Annotated in this window: 16 protein-coding genes; 1 reads left to right on the forward strand and 15 read right to left on the reverse strand. The window is 59.4% G+C overall.

Translation table 11 applies throughout. The features are described 5' to 3' along the window. Window positions 1-5 precede the first annotated feature (5 nt). Complete coding sequence (locus AC1ATL_RS07645; protein ID WP_476569768.1) at window positions 6-1,412, forward strand: MFS transporter; 1,407 nt, start codon at window positions 6-8, stop codon at window positions 1,410-1,412. Window positions 1,413-1,528: 116 nt separating this feature from the next. Here AC1ATL_RS07645 and dnaE read toward each other — a convergent pair whose 3' ends face one another. The 15 genes from dnaE to AC1ATL_RS07720 form a co-directional block, all read right to left on the reverse strand. Next, window positions 1,529-5,119, reverse strand: a complete 3,591-nt coding sequence (gene dnaE / locus AC1ATL_RS07650) for a DNA polymerase III subunit alpha (RefSeq protein WP_476569769.1) — start codon at window positions 5,117-5,119, stop codon at window positions 1,529-1,531. Between the two features lie 62 nt (window positions 5,120-5,181). Further along, a complete protein-coding gene (locus AC1ATL_RS07655; protein WP_476569770.1) occupies window positions 5,182-6,111 on the reverse strand; it encodes an RluA family pseudouridine synthase in 930 nt (309 codons plus the stop codon). Next, window positions 6,108-6,662, reverse strand: coding sequence for a signal peptidase II (gene lspA, locus AC1ATL_RS07660; RefSeq protein WP_476569809.1), 555 nt, complete (start codon window positions 6,660-6,662; stop codon window positions 6,108-6,110). Before lspA ends, AC1ATL_RS07655 begins: the two co-directional genes overlap by 4 nt. A gap of 21 nt (window positions 6,663-6,683) precedes the next feature. Beyond that, a complete protein-coding gene (locus AC1ATL_RS07665) occupies window positions 6,684-8,336 on the reverse strand; it encodes a DivIVA domain-containing protein (protein WP_476569771.1) in 1,653 nt (550 codons plus the stop codon). 110 nt (window positions 8,337-8,446) lie between these two features. Continuing rightward, window positions 8,447-8,728, reverse strand: coding sequence for a YggT family protein (locus AC1ATL_RS07670; RefSeq protein ID WP_432622851.1), 282 nt, complete (start codon window positions 8,726-8,728; stop codon window positions 8,447-8,449). Between the two features lie 99 nt (window positions 8,729-8,827). Then, on the reverse strand, window positions 8,828-9,310 hold the full coding sequence (locus AC1ATL_RS07675; protein WP_432622853.1) for a cell division protein SepF: 483 nt from the start codon (window positions 9,308-9,310) through the stop codon (window positions 8,828-8,830). A gap of 30 nt (window positions 9,311-9,340) precedes the next feature. Then, window positions 9,341-10,591 (reverse strand): cell division protein FtsZ, encoded by a 1,251-nt coding sequence (gene ftsZ / locus AC1ATL_RS07680; RefSeq protein WP_476569772.1) that lies wholly within the window; start codon window positions 10,589-10,591, stop codon window positions 9,341-9,343. Between the two features lie 180 nt (window positions 10,592-10,771). After that, window positions 10,772-12,001 (reverse strand): tRNA dihydrouridine synthase DusB, encoded by a 1,230-nt coding sequence (gene dusB / locus AC1ATL_RS07685; protein WP_476569773.1) that lies wholly within the window; start codon window positions 11,999-12,001, stop codon window positions 10,772-10,774. A 39-nt stretch (window positions 12,002-12,040) separates the two neighbouring features. Next, on the reverse strand, window positions 12,041-13,516 hold the full coding sequence (locus tag AC1ATL_RS07690) for a glycine--tRNA ligase (RefSeq protein ID WP_476569774.1): 1,476 nt from the start codon (window positions 13,514-13,516) through the stop codon (window positions 12,041-12,043). Between the two features lie 214 nt (window positions 13,517-13,730). Beyond that, the gene (gene pilO / locus AC1ATL_RS07695) at window positions 13,731-14,342 is read right to left on the reverse strand and encodes a type 4a pilus biogenesis protein PilO (protein WP_476569775.1); all 612 of its coding nucleotides are present in this window, start codon (window positions 14,340-14,342) and stop codon (window positions 13,731-13,733) included. Window positions 14,343-14,357: 15 nt separating this feature from the next. Continuing rightward, the gene (locus tag AC1ATL_RS07700; protein WP_476569776.1) at window positions 14,358-15,317 is read right to left on the reverse strand and encodes a hypothetical protein; all 960 of its coding nucleotides are present in this window, start codon (window positions 15,315-15,317) and stop codon (window positions 14,358-14,360) included. Window positions 15,318-15,325: 8 nt separating this feature from the next. Further along, window positions 15,326-16,375: a type IV pilus assembly protein PilM gene (gene pilM, locus AC1ATL_RS07705; protein ID WP_476569777.1), complete on the reverse strand. Its 1,050-nt coding sequence runs from the start codon at window positions 16,373-16,375 to the stop codon at window positions 15,326-15,328. A 38-nt stretch (window positions 16,376-16,413) separates the two neighbouring features. Next, a complete protein-coding gene (locus AC1ATL_RS07710) occupies window positions 16,414-17,241 on the reverse strand; it encodes a prepilin peptidase (protein ID WP_476569778.1) in 828 nt (275 codons plus the stop codon). 3 nt (window positions 17,242-17,244) lie between these two features. After that, window positions 17,245-19,668, reverse strand: a complete 2,424-nt coding sequence (locus AC1ATL_RS07715; protein ID WP_476569779.1) for a hypothetical protein — start codon at window positions 19,666-19,668, stop codon at window positions 17,245-17,247. A 48-nt stretch (window positions 19,669-19,716) separates the two neighbouring features. Beyond that, window positions 19,717-21,000, reverse strand: coding sequence for a type II secretion system F family protein (locus AC1ATL_RS07720; protein WP_476569780.1), 1,284 nt, complete (start codon window positions 20,998-21,000; stop codon window positions 19,717-19,719). Window positions 21,001-21,009: the final 9 nt, after the last annotated feature.

Here is a 21,009-nt window from a genome sequence, read left to right on the forward strand (position 1 = left end):
CGCCCATGTCACAGCAATCGCCGGAAATTCCAAAGACGGCAGCAAAACCGAAATTCTTCTACGGATGGTGGATAGTCATCGGCGGTTTCCTGATGATGGCCACCTGCTATACGACGTTCGTCAACTGTTCGTCGCTGTTCCAGGCGCATATCGTCTCGGATCTACACATGACCATCGGCCAGTACAACACCGGCACTTCGCTCGCGTCTCTGATTTCGATCGTCGCCACACTGTTCATGGGCACTCTGATCGACCGGCTGGGCGCGCGTCAGATCGCATCCTGTCTGGTGATACTTTCCGCAGTGCTGCTGTTCGGCTATTCCGCAGCCACCGCTCCCTGGCATATCTACCTGCTCGCCGCGGTCTCCGGCACGCTGATCACATCCGGCGTACGTCTGTTCATCTCCGTGGTGGTGACCAACTGGTTCAATCTCAAGCGTGGACTCGCCGTTTCCGCGGCGCTGTGCGGTTCCGGTTTCGGAGGCATGATCCTCTCCCCCGTGGCCAGCGCCATCATCGCCAACTACGGCTGGCGCACCGCCTATGTGGCGCTCGGCGTCATCTGTCTGGTGGCGGCGCTGCCGATTCCGGTGATCTTCTTCCGCACCAAGCCGAGCGAGAAGGGACTGCTGCCGCTGGGCGCCGAACTGAGCGACGAGGAGATCAAGGAGGCCGAACGCAAAAGCGGCCATTCGCTGTCCGAGGTGAACGTCGCGGTCGGCTGGAAGGTGCTGCGCAGGCACGCCGGCTTCTGGCTGCTGGTGTTGGGATTCTTGTTCGTCGGTGTCATCAACGGCGCGGTCTCCGTAAACATGGTGTCCAACATGACGTCCGTCAACAACAACGGCACCGAGGTGGTGACGGGAGGCCACAGCGTGGTGTGGGCCGGAACCATCATGTCGTTGTACATGGGCGTCGTACTGGTGGCAAAGGTGGCTCTTGGCTGGATTTTCGACCGTTTCGGCATGTACGGCGGCGTGCTCGTCGGATCCGCGTCCTGCTTGCTCGCCTGCCTGTTCCTGTGTTTCCCGACCACGGATTGGGGCCCGATTCTCGCCGCGGTTTTCTACGGCATCGGAACCTGTACCGCCACGATTGGCCCGTCGATCATGATCACGCACGAATACGGCCGCCGAGACGTCGGCAAGCTGACCGGTTTCGCGGTGTCCGCCACCGCGCTTGGCGGCATCATCGGCGCGATTGTGTCCGGTCTTGCGTTCGACAAAGCTTTGTCATTCACGCCGGCTTGGATCATCGGCATCGTCTGTTCGGTGCTGATGGCGGTATCGTTGTCCGCTTCCGCGGCCATGTCCAAGAACGTGGTGGCCAAGTGCATTGCCGACGGCGCTCCGAAGATTGACGCCGAAGGCAATATCATCGAAGAAACTCAGGCGGAAGAGCAGTCGGTCTGATTGCAGTATCGTGCGCGATCGTGAGATATGGAACGGGCCGTGGAAATCCATCGATTCCGGATTTCCACGGCCCGTTTCGTCACTTTGCCACTGCTTTCCGCTGAGCGTCCGGCTGGTCAGGACAGCGGCAACGAGCTGGGGCCGAACAGGATCTTGATTTCGGCGAACAGGGACGTGTCACGCCTAACGCGGAAGCGGTCTCCGAACGTCAGCACCTTGGCATTGCCCTTGTCATCCATCAGCGCCAGTTTCACCTCGCATGGTCCGGGATGGCTGGCCAGAATCTCGCCCAAACGCCGCGCATGCGACTGGTCAAGCGCAATCGGCGGCAGAACGATCGTCAGCGGACGTTCATCCTGTGCCTCCAGTGTCGGCACGGTGAATTCGGTGGCGCGCATGCTCACCGTCTCGTCGCGTTTCTCCACCTGGCCGCGTATCTGTACCACGGTATCGACTGCCAGTTCGGGCGCCGCGGCCTCATACACTTTGCCAAAGAACATGCATTGGATGGAGCTTTCCAGATCCTCGACGGTGACGATTGCCCAGGGGTTTCCTTTCTTCGACACACGTCGGTCCACGTTCGTGATGAGTCCCGCGATCGTCACCTGCTGTCCATCCGGCATGCTTCCCGCACGGTCGATCAGATGCGCGATGGACATTTCGCGCAACGACACCAGCACCGACTGCATGCCGCTCAACGGATGGTCGGATACATACAGACCAAGCATCTCGCGTTCGAAGTTCAGTTTGGTCTTCTTATCCCACTCCTCCACATCGGGCACCTGGACCATGGCGTCGCCCATCGCGGAATCGTCCTCGCTGGAATCGTCCAAGTCCGCGAACAGGTCGAACTGGCCTTCCGCCTGCTTGCGTTTCAGCCCGACCACGGAATTGATGGCCGTCTCATGGATGGTGAACAGGGCCCTGCGGTTCGGATCGATCGAATCGAACGCGCCCGCCTTGATCAACGATTCCACCAGACGCCGGTTCAGCGCCTCCAATGGCACGCGCTTGATGAAGTCGGTGAAGTTCACATACTTGCCGTGGCCGTTCTCACGTTCCGCGATGATCGCATCCACGGCGTTCTTGCCGACGTTGCGGATTGCACCGAGGCCGAATCGAACGACATCGCCGACGGCCGAATATTCGTACACCGATTCGTTCACGTCCGGCGACAGCACCTGGATGCCCATACGCCGTGCCTCGCCCAGATACAACGCGGTCTTGTCCTTGTTCGTGCTGGCGCCCTGCAGCAGGGCGGCCATGAACTCCACCGGGTAGTGGGTCTTCAGGTATGCGGTCCAATAGGAGATCAAGCCGTATGCGGCGGAATGCGCCTTGTTGAACGCGTAACCGGAGAACGGCACGAGGATGTCCCACACGGCCTGTGCGGCCTCTTTGGAATATCCGTGCTCCCTCATGCCGGCGAAGAACGGGATCTGTTCCTTGGCCAGCACTTCCGGCTTCTTCTTGCCCATCGCTCGACGCAGCACATCGGCCTTGCCCAGCGAATAGCCTGCGAGGATTCGTGCTGCGGACTGCACCTGCTCCTGGTAGACGATCAGACCGTAGGTCTCGTCCAGCACCTCCTTGAGCGGCTCGGCCACTTCGGGGTGAATTGGCGTGATCTCCTGCAAGCCGTTCTTGCGCTTCGCATAGTTGGTGTGCGAGTCCATATCCATCGGGCCTGGACGGTATAGCGCGATCAGTGCGGAGATGTCGTTGAAGTTGTTCGGCTTCAATGTTTTCAGCAGCGAGCGCATGCCGTCGGAATCGAGCTGGAACACGCCCAGCGTGTCGCCTCGGGACAGCAGGTCGTAGGTGGCGCGGTCGTCCAGCGGGATCTTCGTGTGGTCGATGCGTTCCTTGCCGTTGGCCTCGATGTTGTTCAGGGTGTCTCGGATCACCGTCAAGTTGGACAGGCCAAGGAAATCCATTTTGACCAGGCCAAGCGTTTCGCACGTGTGGTATTCGAGCGTGGTGGTGATGGTGCCGTCGGTGCGTTCCAGCAATGGCGACGTGTTGGTGATCGGCTCGCTACCCATGATGGTGGCGCAGGCGTGCACACCGGTCTGTCGTATCAGGCCTTCGATGCCCATCGCCTCGTCCGTGATGCGTTTCGCATCCGGGTCGGAGTCGTACAGTTCGCGGAATTCGCGCGCCTCGGCGTATCGTTTCGCGCTTGGATCGAAGATGTCGTGCAGCGGAATATCCTTACCGCCGGTCTGCGCGGGTGGCAGCGCCTTGGTGATCTTCTCGCCCACCGAGAAGTCGTATCCCATGATGCGGGCGGAATCCTTCAGCGCCTGCTTGGTTTTGATGGTGCCGTAGATCACGCACTGCGCCACTTTGTCACGGCCGTATTTCTCGCCCACATAATCGAGCACGCGGCCGCGGCCATCCGGGTCGAAATCGACGTCGATATCAGGCAAGGAGACACGTTCCGGGTTGAGGAATCGTTCGAAGATCAGACCGTGTTTGAGCGGGTCGAGTTCGGTGATGCCCATGGCATACGCCACCATGGCGCCTGCGGCGGATCCACGGCCGGGTCCCACCATCACGCCGTGCGCTTTCGCCCAGTTGATGTAGTCGGCGACGACGAGGAAGTAGCCGCAGAACTGCATCTGGCAGATCACGCCGCATTCGTAGTCGGCCTGACGCAGCACTTCGATCGGTGGATGACCGTCGTAACGTCGTTCCAGGCCTTCCTCGACCTTCTTGAGGAACAGGGACGTCTCATCCCATCCTTCCGGGCAATCGAAACGTGGCATGAACGCGCCGTCCTCATGGTCGTCGAACATGACGTTGCAGCGTTCGGCGATCTCCAACGTGTTGTCGCACGCTTCGGGAAGGTCCTTGAACAGTTCGCGCATCTCCTCGGCGGACTTCAGGTAGTAGCCGGTGCCGTCGAACTTGAATCGTCCTGGCTCATCCAACTTGGAACCAGAGTTGATGCACAGCATGGCGTCCTGCGCGCCCGCGTCCTCGGCACGCGTGTAATGCGAGTCGTTGGTGGCGAGCAGCGGTGCATTGAGCTTTTTGGCGATGTCGAGCAGGCCGTCGGTCACCTGCTTTTCGATCTTCAGACCATGGTCCATGAACTCGATGTAGAAGTTGTCACGGCCGAAAATATCTTGGAATTCGCCTGCGGCCCGCAACGCGTCATCGAACTGTCCCAGACGCAGACGCGTCTGGATGATGCCCGACGGACAACCGGATGAGGCGATGACGCCTTTCGAATATTTGGCGAGAACCTCCTTATCCATACGAGGGTAACGCATGACTCGTCCCTCGAGATTCGCGTCGGTGGAGGCCTTCATGAGATTCACCAGGCCTTCGTCATTCTCCGCCCACATGGTCATATGGGTGATGACGCCACCGCCCGACACGTCATCCGGGTTACGACGCCGGTGCAACGGGTCGAGATCAGGATTCCAGTTGGTGTCCCAGCTCACACGGGTGGGGTCCTGACGTGCGGTTTCCGGCGTCACGTAGGCTTCTATGCCGATGATGGGCTTGATTCCCGCGTTGACCGCGTCGCTCCACATCTCGTAGGCGCCATGCATGTTGCCGTGGTCGGTGATGCCGATGGCCGGCATGTCCAATTCCTTGGCACGCTTGACCAGGTCCGGTATTTTCGACGCTCCATCAAGCAGCGAATAATGCGTATGGTTGTGCAGTTGCACGAAATTTCCGGAAGTAGCCATGCGTTCCAATCTACCTGCGATTGGTGACGTAGACCCTCATTCCGTGCCGTACGGCCACGTAACTATTGCGGCTGGTCGGCGTGCCGTGCACGCATCACGTCGAGCGCGTGCTGCAAATCGGCCGGATAATGCGATTTGACCGTGGTCCACACATGTGTTCGCGGATGACGGAACTCAAGCTGCATGGAATGCAGCCACTGACGATCAAGTCCGAGCGTCTCGCTCAACTGCGGATTCGCGCCGTACATGGCGTCCCCGGCCAATGGATGCCCGATGGATGAGAAATGCACGCGAATCTGATGGGTACGCCCCGTCTCCAGATTCACGGACACGAGCGTGGCTTCGCCGAAACGCTCCATCACGTCCCAATGCGTGATGGCCTCCTTGCCGGCCGGCGTCACGCAGAAACGGAAGTCGGAGACTTTGGCACGCCCGATCGGCGCCTCGATCGTGGCCTTGTCCTCCTTGAGGTTGCCTTGCACAAGCGCATGATACGTTTTGACGACCTCATGCTCGGAGAACTGCCGACGCATCTCCACGTACGCCAAATCGGACTTGCATACGAGCATCAGACCCGACGTGCCCACGTCAAGCCTTGACACGATGCCCTGGCGTCCCGCGGCGCCGTACGATGTGATGTGCACTCCCCTGTCAATCAGGCTGCCAAGCACGGTCGGACCGGTCCAACCCACAGACGCATGAGCGGCCACGCCGACCGGCTTGTCCACCACGACGACGTCGTCATCCTCGTAAACGACCGCCATATCATGGGCGATTGGTTCAGGCTGGGCACGTTCCTCCACGATGTCGAATTCGACGGTTTCGCCCGCTTGCAGATTCGACGATTTGGAGATCTCCCTGCCGAGCACGCGTGCCTGTCCGCTCTCGATGAGATCCGCCGCTTTGGCACGGGAGATGCCGAGCATTTTGGCGACGGCAACATCGAATCGTCTGCCGACGAGCGCGTCGGGAGCAGGTACGAGCCGGCTCATGCTGTCTTCGCCCCGTCAACGTTTCCGTTGGATTCCTTGGAGCCTTCAAGCTCGTCAAGATCCTGACGGCTATACGGTTCGCCGAAAAGCAACAGCAATACCGCGGCGACGCCGGCAAACATGAGGAACACGTCAGCCACATTGCCGACGGACCATCCATAGTTCAGAAAGTCCACGACCTTGCCGTTGAGGAATCCCTGAGCGTAGACCACGCGGTCGATGAGATTGCCGAACGCGCCTGCGAAACCGAAGGCGAACACCACCGTCCATTTCATGGAGATGGTGCGTACTACCAGCACCACCAACGCCACACAGGCCGCCATCGCCAGCAGGGAAATCAGCCAGGTCATGCCGGAACCCATACCGAGGGAGGCTCCCGGATTGCGTACCAGTGTGAACGACAACAGTCCGGGAATCACACGTATGGTACGTCCGTCGGACAATGCGGACAACGCCCACAACTTGGTAAGCTGATCAATCGCAATCGCCGCGATCGCAATACACGCAAAGACGGCCACGCGGTTGCGCAGCCGTCTTTGACCATTCTTCATGATGTCAGACACAGGCTAATCTCAGTCGTTGTTGTCCTGGGAATCCTGGTCGTAATTGTTCGAGTCGGACACCTGGTTGACGAGCTGACCGAGGAAGTCGGTGAGTCGTGCACGGTATTCGGTCTCGAACTGCTTGAGGCCCTTGATGTTGCCTTCGATAACCTTGGTCTGGGTCTCGAGATTGTCACGAACCTGCTGAGCGTAGTCATCGGCGGCGGTACGGGTCTTCGAATCATAATCGAACGCGCGCTTCTGAACCTCTGCCTCGTAGGTGTCGGCCTCAGTGTGCTTGTTGGAGAAGTACGTATCGGCGTCCTGGGTCTTCTGAGCAAGATAGTTGTCGCCATCCTGCTGCTTCTGGGCCAGATACGCGTCGCCTTCCTGCTGCCTGCCGGCCAGGTAGTTATCGCCATCCTGCTTCTTGCCAGCAAGATAGTCGTCGCCTTCCTGGGTCTTCTGAGCGAGGTAGGTATTGCCCTCCTCGGTCTTCTGAGCCAGATACGCGTCGCCATCCTGGGTCTTCTGGTTCAGGTAGGCATCGCCTTCCTGCTGCTTCTGGGCCAGATAGTTGTCGCCATCCTGGGTCTTCTGATCCATGTAGCCATCGGCATTGGCGCGGGTATCGGCGGAGTACTGGTCAGCCTCGGAACGGGTACGGTTGGAGTAATCGTTGGCGTTGCCGATGATCTCCTCGTACTTGCGCTGGCTTTCCTCGGTGATTTCCTTCGCCTTCGCCTTGCCCTTGTCGACATACTGGTCGTGCAGCTGCATGGCCAACGTCAGCATGGCGGTGGCGCGTTCCGGCTCGGTGTTCGCGGAGGCCGCGGCACCCGCGATCTTCTGCAGGCTGCCGGTTTCGGTGCTCGGCTCGGACTTGGAGACCTGCTCACGCAGTTGAGCCTCGCGCTCCTGGGATTCCTGCAGCTGCTGGGCAAGCTGCTGAATCTGGGCGTTCTGCTGCTGAATCTGCGCGGCCTGCTGCTGAACCTGATTGTCCTGCTGCTGCGATGCGGCCGCATGCTGCTGGGTCAGCTGCTGTGCCTGCGCGACCTGGCCCTGAGCTTCCTCAAGCTTGGCGGTGAGCTGTTCGATCTGCTCACGCTGACGCTGGGCCACGACCACTTGCTCCTGAGCAGAAGCCAGCTGACGGGACAGATCTTCGGTCTGGGCGCGGAACGTGTCACGTTCACGCTGCACCGACGTGAGCTGCTCGCCGAGATCGGCCTGACCGGCGGCTTCAGCGGCCTGAGCGGTAAGCTGGTCGACCTGGGCGGACAGACGATCAATCTGTCCTTTGAGCTGCTCGTTCTGGGAGGACAGCGCACGATTGCTTTCCTCCGCCTCGGACAGCTTGGTCGCCGCGACCTGAGCCGCCTGAGCGGCCTGATCGCCTGCACCGGCGGCCTGAGCAGAAGCGGACTTCAGCGTCTCGTTCTCCTGCTGCAGGGACTGCACCTGTGCGGTCAGCTCGGAAATCTTGGAATTCAGCCCTGCGACATCCGGGCCAAGAGACTGCGTGGCCTGGCCACCGGCTACCGCCTGCTTGCCAAGGGCTTCCACCGTCTCAGTTACCTGATCAAGGAAATCGTCGACCTCATCGACATCATAGCCTTCCTTGAACCTTACGGTCTGAAAGGTATGCTCCCTAATATCTTTCGGCGTCAACAGAGCCATAAATCCTTACACCTCGCTTTGGGCTTGATGCCTTGCTGTTGTTGCTTTCCGTGTCTGACTTTATCACGAAACAGCAGGGTTTTTGTGGAAAAAGCAGATTTTTATGCGTATCACACGAGGAAATCGATGACAACAAGAACAAAATAAAGAACAATAAATGCCACATCAAAGTAAATCGGCCCCATCGGGATAGGACGGATATACTGCCTCAACCATCGTAGCGGAGGCTCGGTAAGCTGATAAATGGCATCAATCAGAGAAGCCACCACACCTCGGGGGCGCCATCTGGGAGCCAACGTCGACACCCAGTCGAGAATCATGCGGATGAACAGGACCGTGATGTAGGCGTTCACCAGTATGTGGACTATGTATCTGATCAATGTCAAAATCATGAGAGCTCACTCTACACCTGACTACAGCCAGCAGCAGATACGAAAACGGCCTCCGAACAATCGGAGACCGTCAAAAACAACCGGCAAGGAAGCACCCGATCAGTCAGCGAACAAATCGTGCGCAGGCCCCTTGTCCTCGGGCTCCTCGACCTTGATGTTCACCTGGGCGGGGCTCAGCAGGAACACCCGCGGGGTCACGCGTTCGATGGAACCCCGCACGCCGAACACGACGCCGGCGGAGAAGTCGACGATGCGATATGCGACAGCCTCGGCCACACCGGTCAGGTTCAGAACCACCGGAATTCCATCACGAATGGCGCGACCGACCATCTGCGCGTCGTCATAGGTCTTCGGATGGATGGTGGTGATACGGCTGACCCTGCCACCCTGGAACGGATTGGACTGTTCCCGAGGAGCGGATGCGACGGAAGTGGTTGTCGAGGAAGAAGGCATCGGGGTCACGGAATGATCCGAATCGAACGAAGTCTTGCCGGCGTCGACCTCCTCATCATCGAAATCATCATCCTCGGCAACGTCGGACATTCCCAAGTACGACATCGCATTCTTCATGAAACCAGCCATGTATCTTCCTTTCGCGTCTTCGCGCTGACTTTACCGCAGGAAATCCGGAATATCGAGGTCGCCCGGGTCATTCGCGGAAACCACTTCGTGCTCGGTGGTCTGGTCGAACGAAGCAACGCTTGGCGCCGGATTGGACGGAATGTAGCTGGACAGCGGCTGCACCTGGGGAACGGCCGGAGTCGCCTGGGGCTGCACCGGCTGCTGCTGGACCGGCTGGACGGGCGTCGGCACGCCAGCGGACAGCGCAGACAACGGCACCGTATCCTCCTTCTTGGCCTCAGCCTGCTTCTCTTCGGCGGACTGGGCGGCCTTCTTGGAAGTCGCATCGAAGCCCGCGGCGATGACGGTGACGCGCACCTCGTCGCCATAGGCATCGTCCAAGGACAGACCCCAGATGATCTGAGCTTCCGGGTGAATGGCCTTCTGCACCAGTGTGACCGCGGCGGAAGCCTCCTGCAGCTTCAGGTCGGTCGGGCCCGCGATATTGATCAGCGCGCCATGGGCTCCTTCGATGCTTTCCTCCAGCAACGGCGAGCTGATGGCGATTTCCGCGGCCTGAGTGGCGCGGTCCTCTCCCCGCGCGGAACCGATGCCGAACAGCGCGGTGCCGGCGCCACGGAGAATGGCGTTGACATCGTTGAAATCAACGTGGATGTACGAATTCGAGGTGATCAGGTCGGTGATGCCCTGCACGCCAGCCAGCAATGCGGTATCAGCAGTCTTGAAGGCATCGACGATGCCAATGGTGCGGTCGGACAGCTCGAGCAGGCGATCGTTCGGAATGACGATCAGCGCGTCGACTTCCTTGCGCAGGTTCTCGATGCCAAGCGCCGCGGAAGCGGAACGCTGCGGCCCTTCGAAGCTGAACGGGCGGGTGACCACGGCGATGGTCAATGCCCCCTGCTGGTGAGCGGCACGCGCCACGATCGGGCTGGCGCCGGTACCGGTGCCACCGCCTTCGCCACAGGTGACGAACACCATGTCGGATCCCTTGAGTGCCTCTTCGATATCGGACTGATGGTCCTGCGCCGCCTTGGCACCCTTCTCCGGGTCGGCACCGGCGCCTAGACCACGGCTGGAAGCATCATTCAGCGAGATTTTGACATCGGCGTCGGATCGCAGCAGATCCTTCGCGTCGGTGTTGATCGCAATGAATTCGACGTTCTGAAGACCTTCAGTAATCATGCGATTAACGGCGTTACCGCCGGCTCCACCGACACCGACGACCTTGATGTTGGTCTTGTCGTTGAAATTGTCAGTCTGGGCAATCTCGCTCACCATAGTCTCCTGTTCACTCACGTACATGCACAACTCTATCGCAATCGTGCCGATACTACACGCACTTTTCCACGCGTGTACCACCGTTTTTTCACTTTTTTACCGTCGCTATGTCGATTTCGCCGGGTGCGGGACGATTTCACCACCACGACATCGTCGATTCAGGCACCCGCAACCCCAACGTCAGTAGCTGGCATCCATCGGGTCGTCCCCGAACAAAGCCTCGCGCTCCTCGTGCGTGGTTTCCCTAGATTCCAACCATCCGTAGGGCAGATGCACCTTCTTCGCAAAGCGAACACGGCCCCTTGGTTTATCCGCGATTCGTTCCGGGAAACGTATGCTGGGATCCAGCTTGTCTATCTCCCGCCGCACATCCCCAAGATTTTCACATTCCATGAAAGCCCGGCGTGTGGAACCACCCACGGGGAAGCCCTTCAGATACCACGCGATGTGCTTGCGCAGGTCGTGTACGGCCATCTGCTCGTCGCCATCGTAGAATTCGGTCAGCAGCTCGGCATGACGTTCGATCACGTGGCACACATCGCCCAACGTGGGATCGATACGTTCATCACTGCCAGCGAACGCGTTCTTGATATCGGCGAACAGCCATGGACGTCCCTGGCAGCCGCGGCCAATCGCCACACCTGCGCAACCGGTTTCGGAGACCATCGCCAGAGCATCGTTGGCGCCCCAGATATCGCCATTGCCGAAAACCGGAATGTCAAGTTCGGAGACCAGCTCGCCAATACGGGACCAATCGGAATGGCCACCGTAGTATTCGGCCGTAGTGCGCGCGTGCAGAGTGACGGCCTTGCAACCCTCCTCCTGCGCGATATGCCCCGCCTCGAGGAAGGTCTCATGCTCATGGTCGATGCCGACGCGGATTTTGGCGGTGACCGGCACGTTGGCCTTGTCACAGACCTTGACCACACGCTGGATGATCTCGCGGAACAGGTCCGTCTTCCATGGCAGTGCCGAGCCACCGCCGCGACGCGTCACCTTGGGAACCGGGCAACCGAAATTGAGGTCGACGTGATCGGCCATGTTCTCGTCGATGACGATTTTCGCCGCCTGCTCCACGATCGCCGGATTGACGCCGTACAACTGCAGCGAGCGGATCTTCTCACTCGGCGCGAACCGGCATAGCCGGAGGGCTTTCGGGTTCCGGGCGACCAGCGCGCGGGCGGTGATCATTTCCGCCACGTACAGACCGTCAGGTCCATAGCTTTCGCAAATCACGCGGAACGGCCAGTTGGTGACGCCCGCCATCGGCGAGAGCACCACCGGGGTTTCGACGTGGACCGGGCCCAGATCGACAGGCTTTATAACGGGAGGAACCGACGGTCGTTCCGCGTCGGTACGCGGGTCGAGCACGTCGGATTCCTCGTAGGCATTCACAATGCTATCTGGCATAGGTCAGACTTGTTCCGTTCAACCGTTCGGCATGGCCGATCAGTACAGGCCACCGGCTTCGGCGATCTTGACGGACTCAGGCCATGCCTCGCCACCCATTTCGACTGGCATCTGCGGCACGCTGACGCGCTTCTCACCGATGCGCTCGGCGATGTAGTCGGCCACCTTGTCCAAGCTGACGCGTTCCTGCTTCATGGTGTCGCGTTCGCGGATGGTGACGGCCTGATCGTCCAGGGTGTCGAAGTCGACAGTGACGCACAGCGGAGTGCCAATCTCGTCCTCACGACGGTAACGACGACCGATCGCGCCAGCCTCGTCGTAGTCAATCATCCACTCGTTCTGACGCAGGTCGGCGGCGAACTTCTGCGCCACGTTCTGCAGATCGGGCTTCTTGCTCAGCGGCAGCACAGCGGCCTTGACCGGAGCCAGACGCGGGTCGAGGTGCAGCACAGTGCGCTTGTCCACGCCGCCCTTGGTGTTCGGAGCCTCGTCGACGTCGTAGGCGTCGACCAGGAAGCACATGAGGGAACGGGTCAGACCGGCGGCTGGTTCGATGACGTACGGCACGTACTTCTCGCCGGTGGCCTGGTTGAAGTAACTCAGATCCTCACCAGAATGCTTGGCATGTGCAGACAGGTCGAAATCGGTGCGGTTGGCGATGCCTTCAAGCTCGCCCCAATCGGAGCCCTGGAAACCGAACTTGTATTCGATGTCGACGGTACGCTTCGAATAGTGGGCCAGCTTCTCCTTCGGGTGCTCGTAATGGCGCAGGTTCTCAGGCTTAACGCCGAGGTCGAGGTACCACTGGGTGCGGGCGTCGATCCAGTACTGGTGCCATGCTTCGTCCTCGCCCGGCTTGACGAAGAACTCCATCTCCATCTGCTCGAACTCGCGGGTGCGGAAGATGAAGTTGCCCGGGGTGATCTCGTTACGGAAGGACTTGCCCATGTTGGCGATGCCGAACGGCGGCTTCTTGCGGGACGAGGTCATGACGTTCTTGAAGTCCACGAAGATGCCCTGCGCGGTTTCAGGACGCAGGTAGTGCAGGGAGTTCTCGTCCTCGACCGGTCCGAGATGGGTGCGCAGCATCATGTTGAAGTCACGCGGTTCGGTCCACTTGCCACGGGTGCCGCAATCGGGGCAGACGATGTCGGCCATGCCGTTCTCCGGCAGCTTGTCACCATGCTTTTCGGCGTAGGATTCCTCAAGCTTGTCGGAACGCTGGCGCTTGTGGCAGTTGAGGCATTCCACCAGCGGATCGTTGAAGACGGCCACGTGGCCGGAAGCGACCCACACGGGGGTCGGCAGGATGATGGAGGTGTCCACGCCCACCACGTCGCCACGGGTGACGACCATGGAACGCCACCATTCGCGCTTGATATTGTCCTTCAGCGCGACGCCGAGCGGACCGTAATCCCATGCGGAACGGGTTCCACCGTAGATTTCGCCGGCCGGGAAAACAAAGCCACGACGCTTGGCAAGGGATACGACTTCATCGAGTTTGGATACAGCCACAATGCACCTTCTGGAGTGAATGGTTTGGGGTCTTTACATCCGCACAGCCTACCGTCACATGCTGACACCCGCGGCGGAACGCGCATGCACGGCGCGAGGAGGGACCGGAATGCGGAAAAAGGGCCTCCCGCGAATACGGAAAGGCCCTGGAGGTGAAATGGAAAGTCGGGTCCGTCCCGATTATGCGGAACCGTGGGAAGCCACGCCGGCAGGGTCACTGCTTGCTGGCGTTCTTGTCCTCGACGGTATCGTTGTCGAGCAGCAGCGACCAGATCTTGCAGTTGAGCGTCACGGAGTTCTTGGAGGCGTCCCCGTCGGTGCTGATCTGGTACTGCACGTCCTCCGGCACGGCGACGCGATTGATGTTCTGCACGCCCTGCACGAAGTTGCGCATCGGATCGTAGTCGCCGGACGCCGTGATGGTCACCGGCACCTGCACCAATGTGCCGGCTTTGATGCTTCCCTGCATTTCAGGAGGCATCACAGCGAGCGTGGCGTCGTTGAAAGACACTGAGGAGATGGTGACTCCGGCAGCTTCGGCCGCGCCATTCAACGCGTCGATGAACTCTTTCTGGTTGTAGCCGTCGGGAATCTGACGCTGCAGCTGGCGCAGACGGTCCTTCTGCAGGCTAATCGTCTCGCTGGCCACTCGCAGCTCTTCGATGCGGTCGCGCAGTTTCTTGTTGGTCTCATCGATCTGCGCCGTCTGCGCGTTCGCATCCTTGATATGGGTGATTCGAGGAGAAACGCCCACCAGCCATGTGAACATGATCACGATCACGATGCTGAGAGCCAGGGCTATCCATGCGATTCTATGCTTGTTCATGTTTCCTCCCGCTTATCAGTTGGATGAACCGTCGGAGTCGGACGTGCCGGACGAGGCCGAAGCCTGTTGATCGGCTTCCGACGTGCCCTGCGCGGCTTTGGTGAGGCTCTTGCGCAGCTTCTCGAGCAGCGCGCGGTTTTGCTTGTCGGCACCTGCGGAGTTGTCGCTTCGTGAGGTGGTGTTGCCGTCCATCTTCAGGGACACGGTGCCCTCATACGTGTAGGTGGTGCCGTCTTCCTTGGAATTCTTGGTGATGGACTTCACGTAGCCGGTCTGGTACGTGGGGATATCGGCGAAGTTGGCGATGAAGTCCTTGGCCGAGATGAAGTTCGGGGACAAGATGCTGAAGTCCACGGTGATCACGCCGTTGCCGGACCAGACCGTGGCGGTGTCATCGGTGGAGGATGAGCCGCTGTCCGAATCCGAAAGCTGGTAGCTCTTGAGCTCCAGACTCGTGTACTGGCCGCCTGCCGGGAGCGCGCCATTCAACGAATTGGCCACCTGCATCCAGTCCATTTCGTCGTACAGCATGGAGATCTTGGCCTTCTGCGAATCGTCCAGCGAATTCAACGTGGCCTCGACGTCCTTGAACTGCGCCTTTTCCTGCTGCAGGGACAGAGTCTTCTGCTGCGCCACGTTCACACGATGATCGGCCCAGGAGGATTGCAATCCCATGAAAGCGCTGACGATCACCGCGATGGCGACCACGAAGATCAGCACATACGTGAGCAGGTACTTGATGGCTCGGTCCCGGTTGAGGCTGACGATGGAACGCGGCAGCAGGTTGGCTCGCGTGTCCCAATCGGCGGGATTCTCCGTGTTGTTGTGAGCGCTGCCCTTCAGCGTGCTGCCGATGTCCGACATATGCATGGACAGCAGCGAGGTCTTCTCTCCCCCTTCGGAGGCTTTCCTACTGGTTATCTCCTTGCCGCGGCCACGATGCGACTTGACGGCTTTGTCTTTGTTCTTCTTCATGATCGCGCTCACCTCGGCTTCTTTCCGATCACCAGTCCAAGCACACCGCCCAGATCGACCGCGTGTGCCACGATGTTCTGCCGTTCCACTTCCTTGGACAGTTTGAAGCGGACGAACGGATCGCCGATGCGCACCACCTTGTTAATGGAGCTGGCCAGCACCGGCGGCAGGCCGATGAGTCGAGCGCCCGCGCCGGCGAGGATGACACCGCTGATAGGGCTGTCCGCATGGTCGATGTCGTACATGTTCAGCGTGTTGCGGATGCCGACGATGAGCTGCGCCGTAGTTTCACGGATCACCTCTTCGGCTTTTTCGAGCCGCTCGTCACCGGTCACGTTCTGCAGGCCGATCTGGTTCTTGATCCGTTCCGCATCGTCGAAGGAGATGCTCAGCGCGCTGGCGATGCCGTCGCTCACGTCATCGGCGCCGGACGGCACGACTCGCATGTATGCCGGTTTGCCGTCTTTGAGCACGATGACGTCGGTGCAGTTGCCGCTGACGTTGACCACGGCTTCGGTCTGCGTCTGGTTGGAGTCTCCGAACAGTCGGGCCAACGCGAATGGGCCGGCGTCTATGGAGGTGATGACAAAACCGGCTTCTTCGGCGGTGCGTGCGGTCTTCTCCAAGCCGCTGCGCAGGGTGGCCACCAAAATGCCGTGCAGCTGCTTGCCTTCCTGTTCGTTGTTCACGATGGACATCGGCACGAAGTCCAATTCGGATTCCTCGATGGGCAGCGGAATCATGCCTTTGGCCTGGAACGGCAAAGTGGACCGCAGGTCCGCAAGGGGCATGAACGGGAAATCCGCTTCACGGAACACCATTCGACGGCTCGAATAGACGAGAGCGGTGTTCTCACGCGGGAACTTGAACCGTTCCACCAGCGTCTTCAAAATGCCGGTGACCACGTCGACGTCCACCACTTCGCCATCCACAACGGCTCCGGTGGGAAGTGGAATCGCTTGGAAATGCTTGATGGTGGGCGAATCCGTGTAGGGGCCGTCTATAACCGCCGCCCGTATGGCGTCGTTCCCAATCGACAGCGCCGTTATTGCTCTCATGGTCTCTCCTTATATATAGGTCCTGAAACACGGATGCGCTATGCGAGTCCGGTGAATTGCAGGTACAGTGTGGCGATCGGTGCGCCGGCGAAGATGCCGAGCCAAGCGCCGAGCAGCATCGAAGGGCCGAAAGGAATGCCTCCGTGCAGGCCTACCTTCTTGCCGGCGAGTAGAACCAGACTCACCGCTCCTCCGATGAAGAACGCGGCGAACGCGCCGATGATGAACTGCGGCCAGCCCAGCCATCCAAGCACGAGTCCGAGGATGAACGCGAGTTTGATGTCACCATCCCCCATACCTCCTTTCCAGATGAGGGAAAGCACGAAATAGAACGCGAACAGTATCAACGCGCAAAGCGCTCCGCGTCCGAGGCGCAGCCACTCCCCTGTGCCGAGCGATGCCAAGGCCAACAACGCCACGGTGGCGACGAACGTCGGCAGCAGCACCACGTTGAGGATGAGATGGTGGTCCAGGTCGATGAACGCGATGACGATGGACACGCAGGCGAACACATACAGCAACGGCAACACCCATGGCGTGTATGCGCCGGACAGCCCGCCGATGGTCACGGCAAGGAAGGCGATGCCTCCAAGCGATTCGACCAGCGGGTAGCGCGCGGCGATCGGCTCTTTGCAATGCCGGCATTTCGCGCCGAGCACCAGCCAGGAGATGATGGGGATGTTGTCGTACCATGCGATCTGCGCTTTGCATTTCGGGCAGAAGCTGCGTTTCGGATTGGTGATGCTGATGTGGTTCGGCACGCGCCAGATCACCACGTTCAGAAACGATCCGAAGATGCAGCCAATGACGAATGACGCCACCAACAGAACCACCACGGTAGGAATGTCGTCGATAACACTCATCATCGATCACCAGTTCTTCGTCTTGGAGATGTTGGAATCCACCACCGCGGAAAGATTGGTGTTGGATGGAATGGTGACGGTCGTGGTTTCCGTGGTCCACGTGTAGGAGCCGAAACCACCTTTATGGCCATAATCCACATCTGCGTTCCATGCCTGGGACTTGATGATGCGGCCGCGCACGTCACGGTTGGATCCGCATTCGAGCATCTTCAGCATGGCATGGCCATCGCTGCGATTGTATTGGCGGTCAATCGCTCCGGTATCATCATTCTTCACATAATCGCCGGGATAGATTTCAGTCAGACACAGGTTGCTTGCCGTCTGGAACGTTCCGGCCCATGGATATTGGGTCTTGCCGTCGATCGTGACGGATTTGGATTTGTTGTTCTCGTTGTATCGGGTGAATTTCGTGGCGTCGTTGATATCGGTCGTCAATCCGACGGCGCTGCCCTCGGCCTTCAGATAGTGCACGCCGCCATTCGTGTCGTACAGTCTGATGGTGGTGGTCGTCCCGGATCCATCATCGCTGGAATCCTCGTCATAGTCGGCACGATCGGATGTGAAGTTGAAATTCTCCTTATCGGCGGTCGGGCAGAAATGCGTGGTGACGAAATCGAAGCCTTGTCCCATGATGCTCTTCTGATAGCATTTCGCGTCGAAGTCGCCGGTGCGGACATCGCAGGTATCGGTGTAGACGCTGTTGCCGTCGGCGCTCAGGACCGTGCAGAATCCGGATGACGAATTCACGATCTGCTGTGTGAGGCGTCCCGCTTCACCCGCCTGGCTGAATGATGCTGTGGCATCCTCCATGTCGGCGCCGTTCGAGAAGTACGAGTCGCTGAAATTGCTTGTCCACTTCGTCACCATATAAGCCTGTTCATATGGAGTCGCCTTGATGTTGCCGCCCGCGAAGTGGGGGTCGCCCTCATTGTTCGGGTCGGCACCGTAATGGGTGGCTTCCAGACGTTGGAACCTGGTCTTCTTGCCCTGCTGCACGCCCGCGACGGAGTATCCTTTGCTTTCCGGAAGCGGGGATTTGTATTTGGCGGCTTCCGAACTGACTTCCCCCGTCATCTCATTCCAATATCCGGCATTGATGAAACCGTTGTAGAAAATCCACTTCTGGTATTTGTTGAGCAGGCTGTCCGGATCGGATTTCTCGGCCTGCTGTGCGGCCGCGTCGGTATAGTAGTCCGTCTGGTAACGCGCGCCGTACGATTTGCCGCACTTCTGCAGGGTGGCCGGAGCTTTGCCGTCCGCATCTTCAATGCTCACGCCGGTGACGCAGAGATTCATATTCGAGGCGAGACGGATGGAATTGTCCTTGTAGTACACCCATGTGTTCAGTGAGGAATACGCGCCGTCGGTACGGCATTCCTCGGTGTATTTGTAGGTGTCGCCGCCGGCGTTGTACGCAGCCGGGAGCAGGATCAGGCCGGAGCCAGCCTGGGGCGTCTTCGAAAGGTCAAGGTTCTCCGCGATGGTCTTCTTCTCGTCGGTGACCGGAATCGTGGTGGCGAGCATGCAGGTGCGGTTCACCGGATTCAGCGTCGCGGTACCCTTTTTGAGGCCATCGAAATCGGTCCTGTCGGAACTCACCGCGGCGGAGAATTTCACTTCCCCGGACGGATCCGAACCCAGATTCACTCCGGTATAGTCGACCGGAACCCACACGAACTGCGAGTCCAAACGATTGTAGGGAGCCGCGGCATAGAAGCCCATGCCCATTCGACCGCCACCGGCCACCGTCGAATGCGTCGTAGTGGTCGTATCCGTCGAAGCCCCGATTTTGCAAATGGCGCGTTTCAGTGCCTGGGGTTGTCTGGCATCACCTGACGAACGGCCGTCCTTGTATCTGTTGACAAAGCCGGTTCCGATGATTTCCGCATATTGCGTGTCCTTCAAATCCGATGGATTGGTGATCATGGTGGCCGATGCGCCGTCCGGGTCATCCTTGTAGAAATTGATGCGGACACGATAGGACAGATCGTCCGGCGTGTAGGATGCCGTGTCTGTCGCGGAGCCGACCTTGTTGAGGGCGACATGGTTCAGCAGCACCGATGCGCCCTCATACTTGGTGAAGGTACCATCCTTCGCGCTGTTGCCCGTATCGGCGGCGGTTGCGGGGAGCAGTCCCGCAAACGCATCAAGGCTGCTGGCGCCCTGCAGCTTCTCCAAGGTTTCCTGAAGATAGCTCAGGCCCACTTCGAGGCCGGATTCGGCGGCGTAGTTGGCTTGGGAGTTCTCCTTGTTGTTCTTGTAGGGAATCGCCTGGGCGAACAGGGTGGTCATGACCAACGCGGAGGTGGTGAGCACCACCATGACGAACAGGATGGCCAGCATCATGGCGGCTCCCCGCTCACCCATACGTTCGCGGAGCTTCGCACGGTACTTACGATTCAGCCTCGACCATAAGCCTGTCTGCTTCATCTTCAGCTCCTACCTTATATAAAGAATGAGTACGATTAATCGCGCCTATCAGGCGTTGCCAGCCTGACCGTTGATGGCATCGAACATGGAGAACATCGGCAGGTACAGGGCCACGACCATGAAGCCGACGACCACACCCAGAACAAGAATCATCAAAGGTTCGAGCAGCGAGGTGAGCTGCTTGGCCATGGATTGCGCCTCTTCGTCATACGCTCTGCCCGCGCTGGCGAGCATCTTGTCGATGGCGCCGGAATCCTCGCCGATGGCCACCATCTGCACCATCATGTTCGGGAAGATCTTCTCGGTGCTCATGCTGTCCGCAAGACGGTAGCCGCGTTCCACCAGCCGCCCGACGCGCTTGGACGCCCCTTCGATCACGTAGTTGCCGGATGTGGAGCCGACGATGTCGAGCGCCTGAAGAATGGGCACGCCGGAGGCGAGCATGGATGAGAAGTTATTGCAGAAGCGGGCAAGCGCCACGTTGGTGCTGAGCTTGCCGAACACCGGGGCCTTCAACGTGAACGGGTCCCACCATGTGCGGATGATGTCCTTGTTGCGGTTGCGCTTCCAGAAAACAGCAAGAGCGATGGCCGCGACAATGATGATCGGCAATGCGTATGGCATCGCCTTGCCCATATCCACCATGATCTGGGTGATGAGAGGCAGCTGCGCGCCCATGGAATCATACATGCTGGCGAAGGTCGGCACGATAGTGAGCAGCATGGCGGCGACTAGGACCAACGCGATGCAGAGCACCACGACCGGATATGCCAGAGCGCCTTTAATCTGTCCTTGAAGCCTCACATCCGCTTCGAAGCTGTCGGCCACGGTGATCAGAGACTTGTCCAGGAAGCCACCGGTTTCGCCCGCGCGGATCATGTTCACCATGATGGGCGGAAACAGGGTGTCCGGGTCGGCGGCCATGGCCTCGGAGAACGAGGCGCCGCCTTCCACCTGGGCCACGCACGCCTGCAACGCCTTGCGCAGTTTCGGATTGGTGACCTGATCGGTGACGATGTTCAACGCGCGGATCAGAGAGACGCCGGCCGCCACCATGGTGGCGAGCTGGCGCGCCATGACGGCGAAGTCCTTTTTGCTGGGGTATTTCTCGAACGCTTTGATGTTGATTTCCGTGTTGAGACCGGTGCCTGCCGCCGTGTCGACCAGATCTGTGGGATATAGTCCAAGCTTTTTGATGCGTTCGATGGCCTGGTCGCGCGTCTGCGCCTCGACCACGCCCTTCTCTTTGCGCTGACCGTCGAATGAGACGCCCTTGTAGCGCCACTGCCTTGTGCCGCCATCCATCTGAACCTGTGCGTCATTGCCGGCCATGTTGCCCCC

Source organism: Bifidobacterium sp. LH_743, assembly GCF_056355775.1.